Source organism: Sphingobacteriaceae bacterium GW460-11-11-14-LB5 (genome assembly GCA_002151545.1).
GTDB lineage: Bacteria > Bacteroidota > Bacteroidia > Sphingobacteriales > Sphingobacteriaceae > Pedobacter.
In genome coordinates, this window is sequence record CP021237.1 from 4,699,237 (window position 1) to 4,719,156 (window position 19,920).

Consider the following 19,920-nt stretch of genomic DNA (forward strand, 5'->3'; position numbering starts at 1 on the left):
AAGTTATAAACAGGATTGCAGCGATATCCTTTTAATTTGTAGTTTCCGTTCACAATGTCATGCTAAGGCGCTAAAAATCTGCAACCGGTGAAACAGATGCATTTAAAAGATTTAGCGTAGAGTCCGGCTGAACCCAACCAAAAAATTTCCGGCTTTGCTTTTCACAACCTAAAAAATATACAGCCTATCAGATGCTGAAATAAATTCAGCATGACGATTGTCAGGTAAAAACGTAAAAATTTTTCAATCAACTATTTGATAATAAAAGTATTCTATCTATCTTTGCAGTCCCAAATTTAATGGGAATAATAAATTGTTTAATAAATTAAATACAAGCAAGTGAATACGTTAAGTTACAAAACTGTCTCGGCCAATGCGAAAACTGTTAACAAACAGTGGATTGTTGTTGATGCGCAAGGCGAGATTTTGGGGCGCTTGTCATCGAAGATCGCTATGATCATCCGTGGTAAAAACAAGCCTGAGTACACCCCACACGTAGATTGCGGCGATAACGTAATTGTTATCAATGCAGACAAGGTTAAATTGACAGGAAACAAATTCAGCGAAAAGCAATATGTTTCTTATACTGGTTATCCAGGTGGTCAACGTTTTATTTCTCCTAAGGAGTTAATGGCGAAACACCCTCAACGTGTAATCGAGAAAGCGGTACGTGGTATGTTACCGAAAACTAAATTGGGTAAAAAATTATACACCAATCTTTTTGTGTATGCTGGTGAAACTCACCCTCATGCAGCTCAATCTCCAAAAACCATTAAACTTTAAGAAATGTCAGTTACTAACACTTCAGGAAGAAGAAAAACAGCTGTTGCACGTATCTACTTAAAAGATGGTGCTGGCGCAATTACCGTTAACGGTAAAGATCACAAAGTATATTTCCCAACTTTACCATTGCAATATATCGTAAACCAAAGTTTAGAAGTTTCTGAACTTGTAGGTCGTTATGATATCACTGTAAATGTACAAGGTGGTGGAGTAAAAGGACAAGCAGAAGCTGTTCGTTTAGCTATTGCTAAAGCGATTGTTGAACTAGATGCGGAGAAAAAACCTGCATTACGTGCTAAAGGCCTAATGACGCGTGATATGCGTATGGTTGAGCGTAAAAAACCAGGACGTGCTAAAGCTCGTAAGAAATTCCAATTCAGTAAACGTTAATCACAGGAGGCAAAGACAATGGCAAGAACAACTTATCAAGACTTATTGGATGCAGGTGTACACTTTGGTCACCTTACCCGTAAATGGAATCCAAAAATGGCTCCTTACATTTTCATGGAGCGTAATGGAATTCACATTATAGATTTAAATAAAACTTTAACTAAAACTGAAGAAGCTGCGGCTGCGATTAAACAAATCGTAAAATCAGGACGTAAAGTATTATTTGTTTCAACAAAAAAACAAGCAAAAGGAATCGTAGCTGAACAAGCTAAAAAAGTAAACATGCCTTTCGTAACCGAGCGTTGGTTAGGTGGTATGTTAACCAACTTTGCTACTGTTCGTAAGTCAATCAAAAAGATGTCTAACATCGATAAAATGACTAAAGACGGTACTTATTCGATCTTATCTAAAAAAGAGCGTTTAATGATTCAACGTGAGCGTATTAAATTAGAATCACTTTTAGGTGGTATTGCTGATTTAAACCGTTTACCTGCAGCTTTATTCTTAATTGATGTTAAGAAAGAACACATTGCAGTTACTGAAGCGTTAAAATTAAACATCCCTACTTTTGCGATGGTTGATACTAACTCTGATCCTTCTAACATCGATTTCCCTATCCCGGCGAATGATGATGCTACAAAATCAATCTCTTTAATTACTGATGTAATTATCAAAGCTATTGAAGAAGGTTTAGATGAGCGTAAACGCGAAAAAGATGATGAGGCTGAAAAAGAAGCAGTAGCGGCTAAAGCTGCAGCTGATGCTCCAGAAGCAAAAGAGCCAAGACGTAAAAAAGCTGCTGAGGCAGAAGTTGAAGCGTCAGCATCAGAAGAAACTAAAACAGAAGAATAGTAATATTTTTTAATTGCAGGTTACTGGTTTCAGGTTTTAAGTTGGCTTAACATGAGTTTAACTTGGCGCTTGTAACTTGTAACCTGTAATTGTTATAACAAGATTGTAAAATTTAAAAAAGGAAATAAAATGTCTACAGTACAAATTACTGCCGCTGATGTAAATAAACTACGCCAACAAACTGGTGCTGGTATGATGGATTGCAAAAAAGCATTATTAGAAGCTAATGGCGATTTCGAAGCTGCTGTTGATTTATTGCGCAAAAAAGGTCAAAAAGTATCTGCCGCTCGTTCTGGTAATGCTACTTCTGAAGGCCTGGTATCAATCAATGTTTCAGCGGATGGCACAAATGGTAAATTAGTTGCTTTAGCTTGTGAAACTGAGCCAGTTTCTAAAGTGGAAGATTTCCGTAACCTAGCTCAAGCTGTTTTAGCTGCTGCAGTTGCCAACAATCCTGCTAATACTGAAGAATTATCAGCAATTACTTTGGAAGATGGACGTACAGTTGCTGAAACCATAACTGAACTAACCGGTAAAATCGGAGAGAAAATCGTTATTCAGGAGTACGCAAATATATCTGGTGAGAAAATCGTTTCTTATATCCACTCTAATGGTAAAATGGGTGTTTTAGTAGTATTTGAAGGTGCTAATGGCGCAGATATTACTGAAGCTGGTAAAGATGTTGCTATGCAAATTGCTGCAATGAACCCAGTTGCTGTTGATAAAGACGGTGTTGATCCTGCTACTATCGAACGTGAAATCGAGATTGCTAAAGACGTTATCCGTCAAGAAGGCAAACCTGAAGAAATGGTGGAGAAAATTGCTGCTGGTAAATTGAATAAATTCTACAAAGACAGTACTTTATTAAACCAGGAGTTTGTTAAAGATAGCTCTATCGATGTACGTAAATTTTTAGATAACACTTCTAAAGGTTTAACTGTATCTGCTTTCAAACGTGTACAATTAGGTGCATAAGCACTAAAAAACATATTAAAAAGCTCCCGATGTTGAATCGGGAGCTTTTTTTATGCCTATATATTTTAGGAAAGGGCGTCATCTCGACTGAAGCGCAGCGGAACAGAGAGATCTATCTATACAGATTTCTCAACTACGTTGCACTTCACTCGAAATGACGGTACGAGTGGAGTTTCGATACCAATTGATTGCCGCATGCAACCCTCCTACTTCCTCAACGCAGTATAGCTGCCAACTTCCTTACCAGAATCATCAATCATACTCGCCACGAGTTTATTTCGATCGGCTTTTATTTTGGTGATTGTTCTTGTTCCTGTTCTTGGTCCGCCACCAATAATCAAAGGATAATGGTTTAGCGCTTTATCAGGTTGATGCACCATATATTTATGGGTGTGACCACTTAAAACTAAATCTACCTTACCCTGATTCAACAAAGGCTCAAATAACTCAGTACAATGTTTTGGACCATGGGCATCGCCAGAAAAGCGTGGCGGAATATGCATTAACACCACTCTGAATGGTGCTTTTTTAAATTCCTTCGAATTTATTTCTGTTTTAAGCCATTCGGCCTGCTGCACCCTGTAATCGTCAAAATCGACAATACCTGCGTATACCGGATGTGCATCTTCTTTATCTTCACCAGTGTCTAAAATAACAAAGCGAACAGGCCCCAGGCTAAAAGCCGCATGGCCAACATGCATATAATATTGTGGAAATTCGCGTGCAAATTTACCACGTGTTTCATGATTACCCCTTACGTAAATAAAAGGCGTATGCTTTGCAAAATTATCTACACAGGGCTGGAGCATATGCTCGATGATCTGTTTTTCGTCGGTTTGATAATCGAATATGTCTCCATTAAAGAAAATAAAATCCTGCTTCTTATCCGGAACAAGTCCTAACAACTGAGGGATTGATTCTGGCCGATCGTGCGTATCATTCATCATTAAAAACGAAACCTCTTCCTTAGCCAGATCGGCATTCACAAATTCTTCAACAGCACTGCTTACCGTTGCACCATAAGTTAATTTGTAAGGCTGGAAATCTTTAATTTCTTTGGAAACTATTTTATAATAATATTTCGTTCCTGGCTTTAAGTTTTTGAGTGTTACTGCATTCAGCTTGCTATTGGCTTGCATTAAACCCAGATCAGCTTTTCCGTAAGCCTTTTGGCTCAACTGATCGGCCTGTTCTCCAAATTCTACCCAACCTGCAGCATTTTTATTGGTCAACCAAAGAATGGTCATCGAGTTATTAAAGTTGGTTTGTAAATAAGGGCCGACTGCTATTTTAAATTCATCTTCTCTAAGGGGTACGCTTGCAATGGCAGCAGATGGCGCTACTAAGGTAGCAGCACTTAAAGTTAGTCCGGCCTTTAAAAAACTTCTTCTATTTGGCTGATTTTCATTCATTTGGTCAGGTTTTATCTTATTGATCAAATATATAGTTACAATATTTAACTTTGACCGTGTAAGATTAAATTTACTCAAACGTTTGATATGCCAAAAGTAATTACCAATACATCCTACTTTCAGGATAACGAGATAAAAAGTAACCAGGATATCTTAATTGAAGGCAGTACCATTTCTATTATTAATAGTTCCGAAAATAAAGAAACGAGCCAATCATTAACGATTCCGGGATTTATTGATCTACAGATTTATGGCGCTGCAGGCCGGTTATTCTCTGCCGATCCAACGGTCGAATCATTAACCATCATGGAAGATGATCTGCTGAAAAAAGGAACCACGGGCTTTTTAGCTTGTATGGCAACAAATTCTTCCGAAGTTTTTAATGCATGTATCAAAGCAGCTAAAGAACATCGGTCAGCTGCAAAAAATTGCCTGGGATTGCACTTAGAAGGCCCGTTTTTGAATCCAAAACGTTTAGGCGCCCATGTGCCTGCGTTTGTACGGAAAGCCTCGCTGGATGAAATTAAGGAATTAATCGATTTTGGTGATGGAGTAATTAAAATGATGACGATAGCGCCAGAAATCCAGGATGATGAGGTAATACAATATTTACTTGACCATGGTGTTGTGGTTTCATTAGGGCATAGTAATGCAACCTTTGATGAGGCAACAGCAGCTTATAACAAAGGTATCCAAACCACCACCCACCTCTTTAATGCCATGAGTCCTATCCACCATCGCGAGCCCGGAATACCAACAGCTGTTTTTAATCACAATAAGGCAATGGCCAGCATTATTGCCGATGGGCAGCATGTAGATTTCGAAGTACTTAAATTTGCACAGAAACTTTTAAAAGAACGTTTATTCCTGATTACAGATGCGGTTACCGCCTGTTCTACCGGCCCATATCAGCATGTTGAAAAGGAGAATAAATATGTGATGCCCGATGGTACACTTTCTGGCTCATCAATAACGATGTTACAGGCCGTTAAAAACTGTGTAACACACTGTGCGATCAGTTTAAGTGATGGCGTTAAAATGGGAACGCTTTACCCTGCTCAATTGATTGGAATAGAAAACCTTACTGCAACTATAGCAACCGGGCACCAGGCAAATTTATTGGTATTGGATGACGAACTGAGTTTAAAAGAGGTAATCTTCAGAGGCGAAACGATATAAGCCACCGGCTTGCCGCAACTCAATAAAAATGATAGCACAAAAAGGGCAATATTTTAAGACATTGCCCTTTTTTCTTTAAATGAGTGTTTCTATTTAAATATTTACATCAATTATTAAAAACCATAGCTAGGTATTAAAAAATTGTTAATATTTTTGGGGTCATGAAATACAAACGCATCCTACTTAAGCTTAGTGGAGAATCGCTAATGGGCGACAAACAGTACGGTATTGATAATGAACGCGTTAAACAATACGCTGAAGATATTAAAGCAGTACACGATAAAGGCTTAGAAATCGCAATCGTAATTGGAGGAGGAAATATTTTTAGGGGCTTAAGCGCCGAAAAAAGTGGGATGGACAGAGCACAGGCCGATTACATGGGCATGTTGGCTACGGTAATCAACTCTATGGCCTTACAAGATGCTTTAGAAAAAGTTGGTATTAAAACACGTTTACTTACTGCAATTAAAATGGAGCAGATTTGCGAACCATTTATCCGCAGAAGAGCTGTTCGACATTTAGAAAAAGGCCGTGTGGTTATTTTTGGTGCCGGAACCGGAAACCCATACTTCACAACCGATTCGGCTGCTGCTTTACGTGCCATTGAAATCAAAGCAGACGTTGTTTTAAAAGGAACACGTGTTGATGGAATTTATACCGCAGATCCAGAAAAAGATCCATTAGCCACTAAATACGAAGAAATTTCTTTCAGAGAAGTTTACGATAAAGGCCTTAATGTAATGGATATGACTGCCTTTACCCTTTGCGAAGAAAACCAAGTGCCGATTATTGTGTTTGATATGAACAAACATGGCAATTTCATGAAAATCGCTAATGGCGAACCTATTGGAACCCTGGTTAAATAAGGAATAAAAATTATTATTTTTGTAGAAATACACACAATTATGAACGACCTCATACAATTACAATTAATGGATGCTCAATCTGCAATGGAAAGAGCCATCGATCATTGTGAATCTGAATTAACTAAAATCAGAGCTGGTAAAGCATCAGCTGGAATGTTGGATGGTATTTTCGTGGATTATTATGGCGCCGCTACAGCATTATCACAAGTAGCCAGTATTAATACGCCTGATGCCAGAACAATCGTCATCCAACCTTGGGAAAAATCACTTCTAACTGCAATTGAAAAAGCTATTCAGGTAGCGAATATTGGTATCAATCCTCAAAATGATGGTATCGTGATCCGCCTGGTGGTACCACCTTTAACAGAAGAGCGCAGAAAAGACCTGGTGAAAAAAGTTAAGGAAGAAGCCGAAAGAGGCCGCATTACCGTTCGTAACATCCGTAAAGATGCCAACACTAAAATTCAAAAATTAAAGGGTGAAGGTGTTTCTGATGACGAGATTAAAACAGGTGAAGGCGAAGTGCAAAAATTAACCGATGCTTATATCATCAAGGTTGATAAACACGCTGAAGCTAAAGAAAAAGATGTAATGACAGTTTAATCTGTATAAAATACAAGCTAAGAGGGAATGGACTTAAATCTATTCCCTTTTTTATTGCTCTTATTTTTTCGCGCTTGATCCTCTGACGTTTAAGATAGTAGGCAACGATACCTGCATGTTTTCGATAGGCTTTCCTGCTCTTTTAAGTTTGTTCAATAGAATCTTCATCACATTTTCTGCAATGGCCTCAAGAGGCTGTGCAATGGCAGTAACCGGAGGTTCACAAAACTCCAGGATTTCGAAATCATCAAAAGAAACCACAGCTATGTCTTTGTGGATCTGAATACCTAATTTTCTAAAAGTTCTTAAACCATCTAAACAAATATAGTTCGCCGCAAAAACTACCGCATCAAGCTGCTGCTCTTCTTTAAAAAACCTGATCATCTCTTCAATTGAGTCGGCAGAGTTTACATAGTTTATCTTCTTTACGATTGCAGGCAAGTTATATTTTTCGACAGCGCTTTCGTAACCTGCCAGACGATCTACCATCTGTTGCTGAACGGTATCGATGGTTACAAAACCTATTTTTTTATAATTATTTTTAATGAGGTGCTCAGTTGCTTCGTAGGTACTGTTCTGGTTATCGATAATCACATAATCCGTTTTAACATCCTGTACATAACGATCAAATAGTACCACAGGTGCCTCTGTTTGAATTAATTTTTTAACTTCCTCTTCCAGTCCCTCAGGCAAGGCCATAATGTAACCATCAACGTGCCTGTCTTTAAAAATCTGCAGCAATTCTATTGCCTTATCGGTATCGTTTCTGGTACTGCTAAAAAGGATTTTATAACCAAGACTCGACGCAATTTCATCAATACGGCGTGCTATACCAGAGAAAAATGGTTCAGAAATATCATCAACCAGGAAACCTATAATTTTTGTTTTACCCGTTCTTAAACTTGTAGCAAGGGTATTGGGCTGATAGTTTAATTCGGCCACCAGGTCTAAAACCTTTTTGGTAAGCGATTCGCTAATGTTTTTTTCTCTTGCTTTCCCATTAATCACAAACGATACGGTTGTAATGGAAATATTTAATTGTTTAGCGATATCTTTAATTGAAACACGTTTCTTCATCACGGGCATTGAACGAATAATTTGATCAGGTAATATAACAATATATCTATAAATATATGATGGATATGAAAAAAACTAGTCTGAAAAAGAAAAAGAGCAACCTATCCAGGATTGCTCGATTAACTAACTTATTATTCATAAAAAATGCTGTTGGGGAAGGAGTCGAACCTTCAAGGGGTAGTTAGCTACAGTTCAAAAAATTAATTTGTGGTCAACCCAATAAACTGCGTTTGTCCCATTATTCCCCACCACCGAGACAAGGAGGCGTGTCTGCCAATTTCACCACCCAACATTTCAAAAGTTAACAGTCTTCAATTTCCAATTTTCAGCTTTTAAACCGCCAACTGTAAATTGCCAACTGAACTGGCTGTAGGGGAAGGAATCGAACCTTCAAGGAGTGGTTAGTACCGAAACCGGTATATTCCCATTATTCTCCGCCACCGAGACAAGGAGGTGTGTCTGCCTGTTTCACCACCCTACATTATGTTATGCAATTTTGAAAGAACGTTTCCTTTTTGTTAATTGCTTGATACAAATGTAAAGGAACATCCAATACCTTGCAAATATTTTAAACATTTAATTTTATTTTTATAATATTGATAAATATTTGTAAATTCGCTTATCATAATTCAAAAATATGCTTAAAAAAGACAATTCCAATTTAGAAATTGACAACCTCGACATCGATATATTAAAGCAATTGATGCAGGATGCCACTAAACCCTACACAGAAATCGCTAAAGATCTGATTGTTTCGGGCGGAACGATACACGTTAGGATGAAGAAACTGCAGGAAATGGGCATTATAAAAGGCTCTCATCTCATCATCGATCCGCAGAAAGCCGGATATGATATTTGTGCCTTTTTGGGTATTTACCTGGAGAAAGGGATTCAGTACAAAGATGCCGTTGCGCAGCTGAGCAAAATTAAGGAAGTAGTAGAATTGCATTATACTACCGGCGCCTACAGTATGTTTGCCAAAATTATTTGCAGGGACACCAATCACTTACGCCACGTTTTAAACGAAGAAATACAGGCCGTGAACGGTATCCAACGAACAGAGACTTTAATCTCGTTAGAAGAGAGTATTAAGCGTCAGATTGAGCTGGGGTAAAGCAGGAAAGACCAAAGCGGAAAGGTTAAAGCAAAAAGATGTCTTGAAGAACAATGGGCTTAAATGACCTTTTATACCTTATATGGTAAAAAGCTTTTTAGTTAATTTTTAGAAATTAATTAGAAAACGATCGTTTGGTATTGCTTCGGGATAAGCAGTCCCGTTATCCGCTAATTCCGATGAAGAATCGGAACCGCTACTACCGGGTTTAGATACAAGGGCCGGTGCAGGTAAGTATCCAGCCAGAAATAGGACCACCTCACGAGCCAACTAGACCCGATTGGAGTGGGCATACCGATATTTTCAATCGGGATAAAACGGAAAGCGGGAATAAACCTGGATAATTGTACAGGCATTGCTCTCCTAACCTTCGACTACACTATCAATGAAAGACTCCAATAAAGCGGTCGTCTTTCTCGCGCATGCGGAAATCTTGAAGCGTATTGCATTACGATTCCCAATCGAGTTGGGAATGACGATATATCTATAGTATCATCTACTTAAAATATATCTGTTAATTGTATTGATTTTTATACAATAAATTAACCCTCAGCGCGACAAAACGCTATAATACGTTGTTGTAAAAACTATTATTTTAGCTTAATCGGAATATTAAGTCTGGAGCCAGATTTCCCGGCTGCGTTGCACTCCGCTCGAAATGATGGATCTATTTTATTTCAGCAGCTGATAAGCAATAAGAGCAGCAACGTAAGCCATAGCCGTCATATAGGCCAATTGGATGACAGGCCATTTCCAGCCTTTAGTTTCGCGGTAAACAATCGCAACCGTGCTCATACACTGCATGGCAAAAGCATAAAAAAGCATTAATGAAATACCAGTAGCAAAAGTATAAACGGGTAAACCGGTACGACTATTAACCGAGGCCGACATGCGCTCTCTAATGGTGCTTGTATCCTCGTCACCGCCATCAACACTGTAAATGGTAGCCATGGTACCTACAAAGGCTTCGCGGGCGGCAAAAGAGGTAATTAAACCTATACCGATCTTCCAATCGTAACCGAGTGGACGAATGGCAGGCTCGATCCAATGACCAAGAATGCCTACATAAGAGTTTTCCAACTTCTCGGTAGCCACCAGGGTTTTGATGTGATCGGTATTTTTTGTGGTATCAGCCAAGGCAGATTCGTATTTTTTATCAATGCTTTCAAAACGGTTTCCTGGTCCGAAAGAGGCCATTACCCAAAGGATGATGGAAATGGCGATGATGACTTTACCAGCTTCGAAAACAAAGGTTTTCGATTTTTCATACATCGTGTAGAACACATTTTTCCATCTTGGCATGCGATACACCGGCAATTCCATAATGAAATAAGAGCGTTCTTTGGTTTTGATGATGAATTTCATTACCCATGCCACCAATACCGCAGCAATAATACCAACAAGGTACATCACCATCAGCGCCAGTCCCTGCAGGTTAAAAACACCTAAAACGGTCTGAGAAGGAATAATCAATGAAATAATTAAAATATAAACCGGAAGTCTTGCCGAACAACTAACCAGTGGGGTAACCATGATGGTAATCATTCTGTCTTTCCAGTTTTCGATATTTCTTGCAGCCATAATAGATGGAACGGCACAGGCCAAACCACCGATCATCGGTACCACCGATTTTCCGTTAAGGCCAACCTTACTCATAATTTTATCCATCATAAAGGTAACGCGGGCCATGTAACCCGTATCTTCCAAAATGGATATGAAGGCAAAAAGGATTGCAATTTGTGGAATAAATACAAATATACCGCCGAGTCCTGCCACAACACCATCCAATAACAGATCGGTAAGCATACCTGCAGGCAAATATTCGTGACCAATACTGGTAATAAAACCAAAACCTGTCTCAATCCAGTCCATCGGATAGGACGACCAGGCAAATATGGCATTGAAAATCACAAACAGGATAAGCAGGAAAATGGCAAAGCCCCATACTTTATGGGTTAGGATGGCATCTAATTTATCACTGAAAGAAAACTTCTTTTCAGTACCCTTATCCACAACCACATCAGATAAAATAGTGCCTAAATGTTTGTATCGGGCAATTGTTTCGGCAGCCTGAACTTTAGAAGATTCGAAATGGTGCGACTGCTCTATATTTTCAATTTCTTCCTGTTCCTTTTCGGTGAAGAAAGTTAAATGTTCATGCTGGTGCAAAACCTGCAGCGCATAATAATCATTGTCGGAATTAAGTTTAGATTTTATGGCGTTAATCGCTTCCGGAGCCAAAAAATTCACATCTACATCCTGAAACTGTGTGGCAATTTTATTGGTATTGGCAATCGCTTCTTTTAATTTATCAATTCCAATGTTGTTCCTGGCCGAAATGGAAACCACCTGGATACCCAGCTTCTCTGCAAGTTTATCCAGATCAATCTCTATTCCCTGCTTAACCGAAAGATCGATCATATTCAGGGCCAAAATCATTGGGATACCTAAATCTGCCACTTGCGAATACAAAAGCATATTACGCTTTAAATTCGAAGCATCGGCAATGAGCACAATAACATCAGGATGACTATTGTTTTTTTTATCGGCAAGTACCTGAAAAACGATGCTTTCATCGGCGCTTTTCGGATATAAGCTATACGTTCCTGGTAAATCGATTATTTCGGCCTCTTTACCACCTGCAAGTTTTGTAAAACCTGTTTTCTTATCAACAGTGATGCCTGGAAAATTTCCGATTTTTTGATTTAATCCTGTTAAACGATTAAATAAAGTAGATTTACCTGTATTGGGATTACCAACTAACGCAACTTTAATATCCAAACCCAGCTTTTTTATTGAATAATGATAACATCGGCTTCGCTTTTACGCAAACAAAGCTGATAACCAGCAACACGAATAGCCATTGGGTCGCCCAGTGGAGCAAAACGCTCTACTTCTACCACTTCGCCCGGCAAACACCCCATCTCCATTAACTTTACAGACATATCTAAATCTGTAAAAGCTACAATTGTTCCTTTTTCTCCGACTTTTAGGTGCGACAGCTTCATGTGCTAAATTTGGCGCAAGTTAACCTTTCTTTAGATTTATTCCAAATAAGAAAGTGGCATGAAGCATATAAATTACATAGGTTTACCCTAAAATGATCTAGTTCCGCTGTCTGCCGCCACCAAAGCCACCACCTCCGTTACCGCCACGACCCCTGCCACCTTCTTCGCCACCTCTGATGCGGTTTTTACCGCCCATACGGTTTAATGAATAGGTAAATGAAAACATGAAATAACGTTGCAATACATTGTAACTCACATCCTGAATGGTGTTATTATTGGCGGTGCGGCTTACCCCTTGATTTTCGTTCAGTAAATCGTTAACCGCAGCTTTAAAGGTTCCCCTGTTTTTGAAAAACTGTTTGCTGATATAAGAGTTAACCAGGGTAAAATGCGTATCGAAACCCTCTCCCCTTCCGGTATTCTGATTATAATCGGCATCTATAGCCCAGCGGATATTTCCCGGAAACAAATAGCTTACACTTACATTTGGGCTGAAAGTGTAGTAGCGTGTATTGGAATTAGGCTGAACGGAGTAAGTTGCACGGTTAATCGAACCATTAACACCTGCCGTTAAATCGAGTTTATCTAAATTAGAAACCAAACGGTAACCGTTGGTAACAGACCAGCTGTTGGTAATATTTTTTAAGGAGTTGGTAAAGTTTACATCCCGATCGTAACTACCACTAACATTGATGTGGAAGTTCAGTTTATTTTCTGCCATAATCGGCAAACTTAATGAAGAGGAAATAGACCCGGAGTAAACACCATTTACGTTAACCGGTGTAATGGCCAGTTTTCCCTGATCCTCGCCACTTTGAATTAAACTACTGCTGTTTGCAATCCGGTTTGAGGTTTGGGTAAGGTTTAAATTCACGAACAACGACCTGTTTTTTCCTACGGTAAATGTATTATAGGCTACGCGAAGGGTATTATTGAATTCGGGTTTCAGATCGGGGTTACCAACCGGGATACTTTGCGTATTGGTATTGTTTCTAATTGGCTGTAATTGTTGAATGGTTGGCTGGTTGGTACTGCCTCTATAGTTAAATACCAGGCGTTTGCTGTTGCTGAAATTATACCTGAACATGGCCGAAGGGGTATAATTAAAAACATTTTGCTTCAATACATATCCTTTGCTGATGTTATTATTTGTCCGGTCTGTATTTTGAACTGCCATACCTACATTCCAGTTGTATTTTTTATCCATTTTATTAAAGCTAAAACCTGCGGAGTTAGTTAAAATGGTATTCTCGTAAGCATTACTAAAGGTTTCATCCAGCAAATCGTATTGTAAAGTAAGTGGATTAAAATTATAGGTGAAACGATCGGATGTATTGTGGTTATAACCATTCTGATAATTAAATTCCAAGCTTAAGGTTTTATCCAAAGGTTCGGTATATACCAATCTTGTATTCTGATTGATGGACTCACTCTCCTGATCGTTAAACTGATCGGTTATTTTTTGAGTGGTGGTTCCGTTTTCTTTTCTCGTTTCGGGATTGGTATTGTAATTATCGGCGTCGTTATTATTAATGTTGGTATTGAAGTTTAAGGATAGGGTTCTTCCTCTGCGTATAAATTTTTTACGCAATAAAATGTTATTGCTAATGGATGGTGCGGTACTATGATTTCGTAGGGACTGTGTTCCACTAATCATATACCGGTTATAATCACGTGTATAAGTGCTGCTGTTTAAGCTCTCGTTATCGGTATAACTTAAATTTGGCTGTATGCGTAGTGAGGTTAAGGAATCAAGCTTGGTATCGACCATAAAGTTTAAGCGGTGGTTTAACCGACCCGAACTATTGGTTTGATTGTTATTAAAAATAGTGGTTTCATCACCCAATAAATTTTGGGTTACACTATTTCTGAGGATCAGGTTGTCAGATTTATTAACGAAATAACTCATTTCTATTTGAGTCTGATCGGCATATTCGTCCGAGAAATTAAATCCGCCAGCTTTGGTATCGGTAATTCCTCCGCGACCGCCATTCCCCCCTCCGTTTCCGCCGCCTAAACCGCCGCCAAAGTTTTGTTTGTTCACATTGTTAAACTGGGCAATAACACTTAGGCGCTTATCCTGGTTGAAATGATTGATATTCGCGTTAACATCGTAACGGTCGTTAGAACCATAACCTCCTGTAGTGTTGCCGAAGTAACCATTTTTCTTATCCTTTCTGGTGGTGATGTTAATAATCTTGGTTCTTGATCCATCATCAATTCCGGTAAACTGTGCCTGGTCTGATAGTTCATCAATGATCTGGATTTTATCGATCATATCTGCAGGAAGATTTTTAGTAGCCAGTAAAGGATCATTCCCGAAGAATGTTTTGCCATCTACCTTAACTTTGGTAATGGTTTCACCCTGGGCTTTTACCGTGCCTGCTTTATCAACCTCCACGCCCGGAAGTTTTTTCAACAGGTCTTCTACCACCGCATTTTCGATTACTTTGAAAGAACTTGCATTAAATTCAATAGTATCCTTCTTTACTACAATCGGCGGAACTTCAGCTTTGATATCAACCGTTAGAAGATCAATTGCTCCGCCTTCTAAAATAATGTCAGCCAAGGCAACATTAATTTTATCTGCGGTAATGGTAAAATCTTTTGTAGTATTCTTTAAACCTAAAAACGCAGCATATAACCTATAGCTACCAGGTTTCAAGCCCGAGAGCACGAATTTCCCGTCTTCGGTTGTACTTACTGCACCAACCATACTCGAATCAGTCAGGTTCTTAACCGCAATGGATGCGTAATCAATTGGTTTTTTATCTTTTGACTGAATAACACGTCCGCTAACTGAACCCGTTTTCTGGGCGTAAGCAAAAAAAGATGATAAAATAAAAAGGAGCGTAAAAATCTGTTTCATTCGGTTAGTTTGGTTTATAGCTTAGAGACTACAGGCTTTTACAAAGGTTTATTTTGATTAGGTAACATTTGAAATACATAAATGTCAACCATACATTTAATCTCCAGACAGCTGGCTTTAAAACAGAAAAGTCCCGGTTAAAACCGAGACCTTTCTAAAGTAAAATCGTCATTTCGACAGGCGTGTAATCCCGAACTTTCGCGGGAGAAATCTTGAAGTATCATTTTAGATTTCTCCACTACGGTCGAAATGACGATATTAAAGAATGACAGATTACATTCTCATACGGCGGCCGCCATCACCTCCCTGGGCAGGCATCTGCATATCTCCGCTCATATTTCTTCCGCCAATGCGGGTTAAAGAATAAGTGAATGAGAACATGTAATAACGTTTTAACACGTTATAGTTTAAATCTGTAATCGTATTATTTGTTGCAGTTCTGCTAATGCCTTGATTTTGATTAAAAGCATCGTTAACCGCAATTTTAAATGTACCTCTGTTTTTAAAGAACTGACGACTGATATAAGAATTTACCAAAGTATACTCGGTATTATATCCTTCACCTCTACCTGTATTTTTGATATAATCTAAATCTACTGCCAAGCGGATATTTCCAGGAAACAAATAACTAATGTCGAAACTAGGGTTTAAAGTATAATAATTTGTGGTTGAATTTGGCTGAGCAGAATAAGTTGCCCTATTGTAGGTTCCTGAAATACCACCAGTAAGATCAAACTTATCAAAATTGGTTACGAAATTATACCTGTTGGTAACCGACCAGGAATTAGTGATGTTTTTAAGCAGTCCGGCACTGTTATTCCCTGTTGTAAAATTCACATTCCTGTTGTAATTGGCATTTAACGATGCATTCAGGTTTAATTTACGCTCTGGCAAAATTGGCAAGCCCATGTTGATACTTGCATTACCCGAATAAACCCCGTCAACATTCACATAAGTCGTTCTGATTTTCCCGTAGTCTACATCATTTTGATCGGTTACAAGTTGACTGCTATTACCGATAGCATTAAAAGTTTGACTAAGATTTAAAAAAGCAAAAAACATCCTGCTTTTGGCGAAATCGAAATTGTTATAGTTAATGCTTAAATTGTTATTAAACTGTGGCTTTAATTCAGGATTACCCACAAAAACACTTTGTGTGTTGGTATTATCAAGTATTGGCTGTATCTGGTTGATTGTTGGCTGTTGGGTTGTCCCTCTATAACGGATATTCAATCTTCTGGAGTTACTGAAATTATACCTGAAATTGGCCGATGGCGTTAAATTGATAAAATTCTGTGTCCTTACCAAACCCGTTGTTAAGTTGGTGTTTTCACGGTTAGTCTGTTGTGCGGCTAAACCAATGTTCCAGTTGTATTTCTTTTCATTGGTTGTAAAACTTACCCCGGCAGCATTTGTTAAAGTTTGGTTCTCATAAATATTGGTATAATCCAAATTAACCAGATCATATTGCCCACTGGCTGAATTGAAATCCAATACCTGGCGGCCCTGATTGTCGTGGCTATATCCATTCTGGTAGTTAAATTCTAAACTTGTTGTTTTAGATAACGGCTCGGTATATACCAATCTGGAGGTATTGTTAATAGAGTTGGTGTTCACCTTGTTCAACTGATCGATCAGACTGGCCGTTGGGGTACTGTTAATGGTATTCGTTTCAGATATATAATTATAGTTATCAGCATCATTATTATTGATACTCGTATTCACATTAAGTGATAACGTTCTACCGCGTCTTTTGAATTTTTTACGAACCAAAAGGTTGTTACTAATATTAGGAGTAGTACTGTTGCTGATATAGCGCTGATTTCCGACAGTTGTAGACTGGATCAGATTTCGGGTATAATCACTCAGGTTTGTCGCATCACTTTCAGTGTACGATACATTTGGCTGGATTTTAATCGTTGTAGAAGAATCCAGTTTGGTATCGATCATGAAATTAAAACGATGGTTAATCCGGTCCGTATTATTATCCGCATTGTTTAAAACGGTGGTAATTTTATCGCCCAATAAGTTTTGGGTAAAACTGGTTTGCTGATTCGCTACAGCCGATTTATTAAAAAAGTAACTTCCCTGAATTTGGGTACCATCTTTATAGGTATCGGCAAAGTTTAAACCCGCTGCATTAGTGGTGGTAATACCGCCGCTACCCGCGCCACTTCCTCCGCCACCAAAATTACCCCGGCCACCGCCACCAAAACCATTTCCTGCACCATTACCTTGTCCGAAGTTTTGTTTATTGACGTTGTTAAACTGACCAATAAAACTGAATTGCTGGTCATTATCGAACTTGTTCACATTTAAGCTGGCATCATAACGATCTTGTGTACCGTATCCAACTGTACTATTTCCAAAATAACCCTTTTTCATTCCGGCTTTAGTTGTGATGTTTAAGATTTTATTTCTTGTACCATCATCAACACCAGAAAATTGAGATTGCTCAGACATCTCATCAATTACCTGAATCTTATCTACCATATCGGCAGGTAGGTTTTTGGTAGCCAATAAAGGATCTGTTCCGAAAAACTCCTTACCATCTACTTTAACTTTTGTAACGGTTTCACCCTGCGCTTTAATACTTCCGTCTTTTGCTACTTCAACTCCAGGAAGTTTTTTCAACATGTCTTCTACAACCGCGTTTTCTCTAACCTTGATTGATTTTCCATCAAATTCTATGGTATCTGTTTTTACCACTACCGGAATGCTTGCCGTAACGTTAACATCTTTTAAATCAACGCCATCGTCAACCATGGCAATTTCGCCGGCATTTACGGCTACTTTAGCCACTTCAACATCCTTAGTTACTGTTTTCAAACCTAAAAAGGCCGAGTAGATTCTATATTTACCTGGGGCAATACCCTTAAAACTAAAAGTTCCATCAGGATTACTTTGTCCTGAGGCAACAGTGCTCGAATCTTTCAAGCTTTTAATTGCTATTGTAGCAAAGTCAACAGGCTTTTTATCTTTCGCGTTAATTACTTTACCGCTTATTGAGCCAGTATTTTGAGCCTGGGCAATATATCCACAAAATAGGAGCACCATGAATATTGCCCGCTGAACGTTTCTTTTCATCAAAAAAAATTAGATATTATAATACAAAACTAAGCTATCAGACTACGCAAATGCCGAAAGGTTTGTTAAGGTGTGTTAAAAGCTTGGTAACATTTTAAATACAGCTTTTCAGGAAGGAGATCTGATCTAAAGGGAAGGTCGGTCAGAAAGGGGATTATTTTTGTGGTGAAGGATAACTTTTGTAATATACTTTTGGGCAGTTGCAGTTTTTTTTAAAAATACTGCATCCGCTTAAACTTATGGCCACAATTACACAGATGATGCTAACTTTTGTTTTCATTAAAATTTAATTTATGAAGCAATACATAACTAAAAACGGCCATTGATGCACCTAACATATCGCAGCCAAAATCCCACCATTCTGCTGAGCGGTAGGTAAAAACTTTCCATTGTAACAATTCAATTCCGCCACCAATGATCGCATTGATGAGCAATATTTTAAAAATGGTTAAGGTTCTGAAAGCGAAATTATGCTGATATCTGATTTTACCGTAGAAGAGCAGCACCGATAAAACAAAGAAAAAACCCATATGGGTCATTTTATCAAAGCCTTCGAAAAAAAAGCCTTGCCCCTCAGAATCGGGCATTTTAATATTACAAAGCACCAAAACGACAATAGTCCAGAATATGGCCCATTTTTGTTGTTTCAGTGCTTTGTACAACATATAATAATTAGGCGCCAACCAATTCCTGGTAAGCTTCTGCTGATAATAAATCTTCTACTTCGGCTAAATCAGCTAAAGATACTTTTACCATCCAACCTTTTCCGTAAGGATCAGAATTTACCAATTCAGGATTATCGTTTAATTCAGCATTAACTTCTAATACTGTACCTGTAACTGGCATATATAAATCAGACACCGTTTTAACCGCTTCTACCGTACCAAAAACTTCTTCTTTTGCTACTTCACTACCTACCGTATTGATATCAACATAAACAATATCACCTAATTCGCGCTGAGCGAAATCAGTAACACCGATAATAGCTTCGTTACCTTCAACTTTAACCCACTCGTGGTCTTTAGTGTATTTTAATTCTGATGGAAAATTCATGGTTTGTAAGTTATATTAATTTTCTTGTTTTATTAAGCTTGTATGCATTAAACGTTTCCTGACGTTTACCCGCCAAAAATACAATTTAGTTTAACATATCGCAATGCCTGGTCAATTAACTTATCGTAAAAAGGTTTAATGTTGCATTTCGTAATGAACTTCCGAATTGGCAATTGTTCAGATTAAACAGATTCAGTAAAAATCTTTATCTTCACCTAACAAATTAACCCTCAACATGAAACCTGCACAAATTTACACTTTAAAAGTATGCCTTGCCACACTACTTGTTTCCGTTCCGGCAACCATGGCCATCGGATTCACCTATATTGGATTGATCATGCTCATCAAACCGCTTAATTATAGTTTTAATTTCAACCTTACCTTTACTCATCTATTTATTTTTGTCGCTATAATTGCGGCAGTGATGACGATAAATCATTACCTGATCGAAAAATCAGGATATAAAAGATTTATAAATGACCGGCCGATAGCACATTCGATTGTTATCTTTCTGTTCTATTTGCTGATCAGCGGGGCCATGCATTTTAAAAGTTTTGATTATTTGCTGTTCAGTTACGCCCCCATGTTCTTAACTGCATATGTATTTAGCAGAATATTCTCCGCACAAAAAAACAAGCCGTTAACTGCTTAA

17 protein-coding genes are annotated in these 19,920 nt (G+C 38.3%); 9 read left to right on the plus strand and 8 right to left on the minus strand.

The window, feature by feature from the left end; genetic code table 11:
* Window positions 1-339: 339 nt before the first annotated feature.
* The 4 genes from CA265_18905 to CA265_18920 all read left to right on the plus strand — a co-directional run bounded on the left by CA265_18905 (window position 340) and on the right by CA265_18920 (window position 3,000).
* Window positions 340-783 carry a 50S ribosomal protein L13 gene (locus CA265_18905; GenBank protein ID ARS41613.1) on the plus strand — a complete coding sequence of 148 codons (444 nt, stop codon included), beginning with the start codon at window positions 340-342 and terminating at the stop codon, window positions 781-783.
* 3 nt (window positions 784-786) lie between these two features.
* Window positions 787-1,173 (plus strand): 30S ribosomal protein S9, encoded by a 387-nt coding sequence (locus CA265_18910; GenBank protein ID ARS41614.1) that lies wholly within the window; start codon window positions 787-789, stop codon window positions 1,171-1,173.
* A gap of 18 nt (window positions 1,174-1,191) precedes the next feature.
* Complete coding sequence (locus CA265_18915) at window positions 1,192-2,025, plus strand: 30S ribosomal protein S2 (protein ARS41615.1); 834 nt, start codon at window positions 1,192-1,194, stop codon at window positions 2,023-2,025.
* 129 nt (window positions 2,026-2,154) lie between these two features.
* Window positions 2,155-3,000: a translation elongation factor Ts gene (locus CA265_18920; GenBank protein ID ARS41616.1), complete on the plus strand. Its 846-nt coding sequence runs from the start codon at window positions 2,155-2,157 to the stop codon at window positions 2,998-3,000.
* A gap of 206 nt (window positions 3,001-3,206) precedes the next feature.
* On the opposite strand, the gene CA265_18925 is transcribed toward CA265_18920, so the two are convergent.
* Entirely contained in the window at window positions 3,207-4,412 is a 1,206-nt protein-coding gene (locus CA265_18925; protein ARS41617.1) for a metallophosphoesterase, read from the minus strand.
* 87 nt (window positions 4,413-4,499) lie between these two features.
* On the opposite strand from CA265_18925, the gene CA265_18930 reads away from it, so the two are divergent.
* The 3 genes from CA265_18930 (at window position 4,500) to CA265_18940 (ending at window position 7,060) form a co-directional block, all read left to right on the plus strand.
* A complete protein-coding gene (locus tag CA265_18930; GenBank protein ID ARS41618.1) occupies window positions 4,500-5,591 on the plus strand; it encodes an N-acetylglucosamine-6-phosphate deacetylase in 1,092 nt (363 codons plus the stop codon).
* A gap of 161 nt (window positions 5,592-5,752) precedes the next feature.
* On the plus strand, window positions 5,753-6,457 hold the full coding sequence (locus CA265_18935) for a UMP kinase (GenBank protein ARS41619.1): 705 nt from the start codon (window positions 5,753-5,755) through the stop codon (window positions 6,455-6,457).
* A gap of 39 nt (window positions 6,458-6,496) precedes the next feature.
* A complete protein-coding gene (locus CA265_18940; GenBank protein ID ARS41620.1) occupies window positions 6,497-7,060 on the plus strand; it encodes a ribosome recycling factor in 564 nt (187 codons plus the stop codon).
* Window positions 7,061-7,120: 60 nt separating this feature from the next.
* Here CA265_18940 and CA265_18945 read toward each other — a convergent pair whose 3' ends face one another.
* Window positions 7,121-8,137, minus strand: a complete 1,017-nt coding sequence (locus CA265_18945; protein ID ARS41621.1) for a LacI family transcriptional regulator — start codon at window positions 8,135-8,137, stop codon at window positions 7,121-7,123.
* Between the two features lie 637 nt (window positions 8,138-8,774).
* On the opposite strand from CA265_18945, the gene CA265_18950 reads away from it, so the two are divergent.
* Complete coding sequence (locus CA265_18950) at window positions 8,775-9,251, plus strand: transcriptional regulator AsnC (GenBank protein ARS41622.1); 477 nt, start codon at window positions 8,775-8,777, stop codon at window positions 9,249-9,251.
* Between the two features lie 672 nt (window positions 9,252-9,923).
* Here the strand turns inward: CA265_18950 and CA265_18955 are convergent.
* From CA265_18955 to CA265_18980, 6 genes are all read right to left on the minus strand, one after another.
* Entirely contained in the window at window positions 9,924-12,032 is a 2,109-nt protein-coding gene (locus CA265_18955) for a ferrous iron transport protein B (protein ID ARS41623.1), read from the minus strand.
* An 11-nt stretch (window positions 12,033-12,043) separates the two neighbouring features.
* Window positions 12,044-12,259 carry a ferrous iron transport protein A gene (locus CA265_18960; GenBank protein ARS41624.1) on the minus strand — a complete coding sequence of 72 codons (216 nt, stop codon included), beginning with the start codon at window positions 12,257-12,259 and terminating at the stop codon, window positions 12,044-12,046.
* A 97-nt stretch (window positions 12,260-12,356) separates the two neighbouring features.
* Complete coding sequence (locus tag CA265_18965; protein ID ARS41625.1) at window positions 12,357-15,128, minus strand: hypothetical protein; 2,772 nt, start codon at window positions 15,126-15,128, stop codon at window positions 12,357-12,359.
* Window positions 15,129-15,401: 273 nt separating this feature from the next.
* On the minus strand, window positions 15,402-18,215 hold the full coding sequence (locus CA265_18970) for a hypothetical protein (protein ID ARS41626.1): 2,814 nt from the start codon (window positions 18,213-18,215) through the stop codon (window positions 15,402-15,404).
* A gap of 263 nt (window positions 18,216-18,478) precedes the next feature.
* Window positions 18,479-18,877: a glycine cleavage system protein H gene (locus CA265_18975; protein ARS43057.1), complete on the minus strand. Its 399-nt coding sequence runs from the start codon at window positions 18,875-18,877 to the stop codon at window positions 18,479-18,481.
* A gap of 10 nt (window positions 18,878-18,887) precedes the next feature.
* On the minus strand, window positions 18,888-19,268 hold the full coding sequence (locus CA265_18980) for a glycine cleavage system protein H (protein ID ARS41627.1): 381 nt from the start codon (window positions 19,266-19,268) through the stop codon (window positions 18,888-18,890).
* Between the two features lie 235 nt (window positions 19,269-19,503).
* Between CA265_18980 and CA265_18985 the strand changes: the two genes are divergently transcribed.
* Entirely contained in the window at window positions 19,504-19,920 is a 417-nt protein-coding gene (locus CA265_18985; GenBank protein ID ARS41628.1) for a hypothetical protein, read from the plus strand.

Excerpts from the sequence above, each read along its gene's own strand:
- CA265_18910 (ARS41614.1), top strand. The coding sequence starts at position 787 with ATGTCAGTTACTAACACTTCAGGAAGAAGAAAAACAGCTGTTGCACGT.
- CA265_18915 (ARS41615.1), top strand. The coding sequence starts at position 1,192 with ATGGCAAGAACAACTTATCAAGACTTATTGGATGCAGGTGTACACTTT.
- CA265_18920 (ARS41616.1), top strand. The coding sequence starts at position 2,155 with ATGTCTACAGTACAAATTACTGCCGCTGATGTAAATAAACTACGCCAA.
- CA265_18925 (ARS41617.1), bottom strand. The coding sequence starts at position 4,412 with ATGAATGAAAATCAGCCAAATAGAAGAAGTTTTTTAAAGGCCGGACTA.
- CA265_18930 (ARS41618.1), top strand. The coding sequence starts at position 4,500 with ATGCCAAAAGTAATTACCAATACATCCTACTTTCAGGATAACGAGATA.
- CA265_18935 (ARS41619.1), top strand. The coding sequence starts at position 5,753 with ATGAAATACAAACGCATCCTACTTAAGCTTAGTGGAGAATCGCTAATG.
- CA265_18940 (ARS41620.1), top strand. The coding sequence starts at position 6,497 with ATGAACGACCTCATACAATTACAATTAATGGATGCTCAATCTGCAATG.
- CA265_18945 (ARS41621.1), bottom strand. The coding sequence starts at position 8,137 with ATGAAGAAACGTGTTTCAATTAAAGATATCGCTAAACAATTAAATATT.
- CA265_18950 (ARS41622.1), top strand. The coding sequence starts at position 8,775 with ATGCTTAAAAAAGACAATTCCAATTTAGAAATTGACAACCTCGACATC.
- CA265_18960 (ARS41624.1), bottom strand. The coding sequence starts at position 12,259 with ATGAAGCTGTCGCACCTAAAAGTCGGAGAAAAAGGAACAATTGTAGCT.
- CA265_18965 (ARS41625.1), bottom strand. The coding sequence starts at position 15,128 with ATGAAACAGATTTTTACGCTCCTTTTTATTTTATCATCTTTTTTTGCT.
- CA265_18970 (ARS41626.1), bottom strand. The coding sequence starts at position 18,215 with ATGAAAAGAAACGTTCAGCGGGCAATATTCATGGTGCTCCTATTTTGT.
- CA265_18980 (ARS41627.1), bottom strand. The coding sequence starts at position 19,268 with ATGAATTTTCCATCAGAATTAAAATACACTAAAGACCACGAGTGGGTT.
- CA265_18985 (ARS41628.1), top strand. The coding sequence starts at position 19,504 with ATGAAACCTGCACAAATTTACACTTTAAAAGTATGCCTTGCCACACTA.